The sequence below is a fragment of the Leuconostoc sp. genome (assembly GCF_965300815.1).
Map to the genome: position 1 here is coordinate 1 of NZ_CBDKZH010000120.1, position 3,843 is coordinate 3,843.

The 3,843-nt window shown below is 36.2% G+C and carries 5 protein-coding genes; all 5 read left to right on the forward strand.

Features of this window, described 5'->3' with window-relative positions:
* Positions 1–178: 178 nt before the first annotated feature.
* Positions 179–514 carry a helix-turn-helix domain-containing protein gene (locus ACW12G_RS06935; RefSeq protein ID WP_455647600.1) on the forward strand — a complete coding sequence of 112 codons (336 nt, stop codon included), beginning with the start codon at positions 179–181 and terminating at the stop codon, positions 512–514.
* The gene (locus ACW12G_RS06940) at positions 507–920 is read left to right on the forward strand and encodes a hypothetical protein (RefSeq protein WP_455647601.1); all 414 of its coding nucleotides are present in this window, start codon (positions 507–509) and stop codon (positions 918–920) included. Before ACW12G_RS06935 ends, ACW12G_RS06940 begins: the two co-directional genes overlap by 8 nt.
* A gap of 147 nt (positions 921–1,067) precedes the next feature.
* Entirely contained in the window at positions 1,068–2,225 is a 1,158-nt protein-coding gene (locus ACW12G_RS06945) for a DUF4041 domain-containing protein (protein WP_270747505.1), read from the forward strand.
* Positions 2,226–2,328: 103 nt separating this feature from the next.
* Positions 2,329–3,054 carry a hypothetical protein gene (locus tag ACW12G_RS06950; RefSeq protein ID WP_455647602.1) on the forward strand — a complete coding sequence of 242 codons (726 nt, stop codon included), beginning with the start codon at positions 2,329–2,331 and terminating at the stop codon, positions 3,052–3,054.
* A 106-nt stretch (positions 3,055–3,160) separates the two neighbouring features.
* Positions 3,161–3,843 (forward strand): hypothetical protein (locus ACW12G_RS06955; RefSeq protein WP_455647603.1); only part of this gene is annotated, 683 nt, incomplete at its 3' end.

The window sequence follows — 3,843 nt, forward strand, 5'->3', positions numbered from 1 at the left end:
ACTTACGGCACATAGCATTAAACTCCTACATCTCTTGCTGTGCATTGATTTTTTTGATTCATAAATTATGTTTAATAACTTGGTACAAACAATATAATAGACCCTTTTGGATATTTCACCAACACTAAGAGATACTTTTGGATACTGTTTTGTTATGTACCATTTGAAAGGTACTGAAATGACACTATTTGAGCACATTAAGTCTTTGGCGAAAACGAGAGGTATGAGTCTTAATCAAGTTGCTGAAAAAGCAGGATTTGGCGAAAAGACGATTTATATATGGAAAAAGCAAGACCCCAGAACAGAAACTTTAGCAAAAGTTGCTGACGTTTTAGGTGTTTCCGTTTCTTACTTAATTGGCGAGAATTTAAACTTGGCCGACAACAATAAAGTCACAGACACAATTGATTTAAGAGAAGTTGATCGCGACGTTTTATCTTATGGTGGTAGACCTATAAGCGAACGAGATTGGCAAATTATCAAAAATATTTTGGAGACAGGATTAGATGAATGACATTCTTGATGAAATTATGCCACTCTACGCTTCAAATGACGTGGAATTAATTCAAACATCAAGACTGAGCCCTGATGCTCCGGACGTGGAAGATTTAAAAAGCCGCCGTGTTGTTATAAACAAAAATTCAAGATGGAATCATCAATATATTTTCCGTCTCACTCACGAAATTTTTCAATTCATAGAGAAAAATGAAACATCATCACGTCTGGTTGCGTATCACGGATATGACGTCAGAAATGATGCCGAGGCCCCTGCTAATCAATCTGCCATTAAATGGCTTTTAGTTAAATATAACGGTATGACTGACACACCTAATTGGCTAGAGTTTATGGATTGGTTTGGATTGCCTTCGTTTTTAGAAAATGAAGTAAAATGTCAAATGAATAAAGGCGTCACAATTTGACAAGTAGTAAAAAACATGTGCTGAGAATCACGCTAAAATGTCTTGAACTACAACAACATACTGGTAAACTCTACGGCTTCATAATGTATTTTGTGGTATTCCTGTACCACTTGAAATCGCTGTTTTAAAGAATAGGAGGATATTATTATGTTTTTCTTTGGAAAAAAAGATGAACAATTGGAAACTAAGCTAGCAAAACTTCGAGAAGAAATTCAAAAGGAAAAAAACATACTAGATGCTATTAAAACGCAGATTAATCTCGCTAATGCTGAGTTAGAAAACGCAAATAATAATATTGAATTAGGATTTTATAAACCTACCTATAACTTTGCCGACAGTTTAACCTATAAAAATGCTTTAGATCGAGTAATCGAACAAGAAAAAATGCTCGTTAAAAATAAACTAGCCGCTATTATCACTAGCACGGTATCTTTCAATGAGTCTGACTCCAAAGGCAGAGCAATGCAAAATAAGGCAGCCTCTGCTCTAATCAGAGCATTCAACGGTGAAGCAACGGGTATCATTAATAAAGTAAATGCAAATAACTATAATCAAAAAAGTCAACAGCTTATAAAGAGCGCAAAAACATTAAGCAATCTGTTTCTAAAGTCTGACTTTGTTGTACTCTCTGATGAATATGTTGACCTTAAATTACAAGAACTTAAACTTGCTGTTGAATTTGCATTGAAAAAACAGGAAGAAAAAGAAAAGTTACGCGAAGAAAAACAGCGTGAGCGTGAAGAAAAACAGCTTCGAGCAGAAGTAGAGCGCGAAAGAAAAAATCTAAATAAAGAGCGCAAGCAATTTGAAAATGCTATAAATGCCCTTTTATCTAAAGAACAGACAGATGAAATAGAATCTCAGATTGAAGAATTAAAGTCAAAAATAGCTTTGCTCGATGAACAAGAACACGATTTGGATTATCGGCTTAATAACGCAAAGGCAGGATACGTTTATATTATTAGCAATATCGGTTCCTTCGGAAAAGATGTTTACAAAATAGGCGTTACACGAAGACTAGAACCAACAGATCGTATTGACGAGTTGGGTAGCGCTTCTGTACCGTTTAAGTTTGACGTACACGCACTCATATTTTCAGATGATGCCTTTAAATTAGAGAACGAACTACATAGTCAGTTTGAAAAATATCGTAGTAATCATGTTAATAAGCGCAAGGAATATTTCAATGTTCCGTTAGAAAGCATAAAAAATTATTTACAAGAAACCAAAGACATCACTATCGAGTGGCACGATCAACCAGAAAACTCAGAATTTGAACTATCCAACAAATATGATGTTAAGTAATCTATGCCCTCTTTGGCATACACATTTGCGCCAAACATCACGTTAAAATGCTCAAAGCTACATGTGCTAAGCATCCACATTAAAAGGCTTTGGGAGATATTTTATGTTAGCAACTTTGTCCGGCTTTGCGTTTATTATTTCAATTGCAGCATTCGTTGTATTTGTTATTTTAGGACTAGTTAAAAACCGCAAGATCAATAAGAAAACATGGCTTTGGTTAGTGGCAGTTGTTGTCTCACTAATTGTTGGTGCAACTACTGTCGAAACACCAGAAAAAGCAACTGATCAAGCTAAGACTGAAAAGCAAAGTAAGGTAGGTTCAAGCCAATCCGCATCAGACAAAAGAAGTTCAAGTGTATCTAGCTCAAGTAAAAAACAATCAGATAAAGAGAGTTCAAGCGCATCAAGTTCTAGTTCGAATTCAAGTTCTGCAAAGAAACCAATTGATGACAATGTAGTTGAAAGTTTGAAAAACGATCTAAAGTCTGGAAATATGGTTGAATTTCTGAAAACCTACTACGCACAAGATAGACAAAATCACCTGGATTACTACCAAAAAGCTGAAGTTGCCACAACCAAGACTACAATCAAAGGACAAGTTATCGAAAGGAATACTAGAGGTACACGCTTATACATCTACGTCCCTGTTGAAGATATGCCAGATAACGTTCGACAAACAAAGCAAAATGCCTATGTTGTTGTCGTCAAGGATGACAACGGCAGTCTCAAAAAATACAATGTTGGACAACCTGCCGAAGTAACTGGCTACTTAGTTAGTCGCGGTGATAAAGAACTCGGATATAACTGGGATTTGAGAGTAGCTAATTAATACATGCCCGTTTGGGCGTACATACGTGCTAAGCATCACGTTAAAATGCTTTTATCAAATGCAACATGTGCTAAGTAACCACACTAAAAGGCTAAGGAGAGAGTAAATGTCGTTACTATTTTTTCTGATACTTGCAGTATCGGCAATTCTAGCTGTCGTATTTTATAAAAAAGATGAAGAAGCAGCTGATGGTCTGCAAAAGCGCACCCTAATAACCTTCACGATCGCTTTCGTTTCTCTAATTCTTTTTGTCAATAGCTTTGGTGATTCAAGTGACAATAAAAAGAATACGGAAAGCAAAACAACTTCTTCTAAACAAGTAAAGACTTCAGAGAGTTCATCATCTGAAAGTCAATCTAGTTCATCATCTAAAAATGATGGTAAGGTATCACCTTCTTTGCAACAGCAAATCAACGAAGATTTGTTGAAGATTTTGACGGAAGATCAAGGCTTTGCATTAGGAAAACTTGACCCAAATGGTCAGCCACTACCTGACGGACAAACTAGAGAACCAAATGATAGTTTCAAATGGTCTCTCAACATAAGCAAGATGGAATACTATGATGCCGGCGTGAATGCTATTAAGGTTTACTTCACCGAAGATGCAATGAATAACCTAAGCAAAGCAGAAGGGTTGCAAGTTTTGCAATCAGCGCAAAATATGGCATCAGGCGTCTTGCTTGCTCTAAGTGATTCCGTTGAAGAACAAGAAAAAATAGAAAAAGACTTTACTTTAGACCAAGCCCACTACATGAAACCATATATCGTGGCTGTAGATAACAACGGCAC

What these genes read in the sequence shown, in the direction of transcription:
- ACW12G_RS06935 (WP_455647600.1), top strand. Translation starts at nt 179, where the DNA reads ATGACACTATTTGAGCACATTAAGTCTTTGGCGAAAACGAGAGGTATG.
- ACW12G_RS06940 (WP_455647601.1), top strand. Translation starts at nt 507, where the DNA reads ATGAATGACATTCTTGATGAAATTATGCCACTCTACGCTTCAAATGAC.
- ACW12G_RS06945 (WP_270747505.1), top strand. Translation starts at nt 1,068, where the DNA reads ATGTTTTTCTTTGGAAAAAAAGATGAACAATTGGAAACTAAGCTAGCA.
- ACW12G_RS06950 (WP_455647602.1), top strand. Translation starts at nt 2,329, where the DNA reads ATGTTAGCAACTTTGTCCGGCTTTGCGTTTATTATTTCAATTGCAGCA.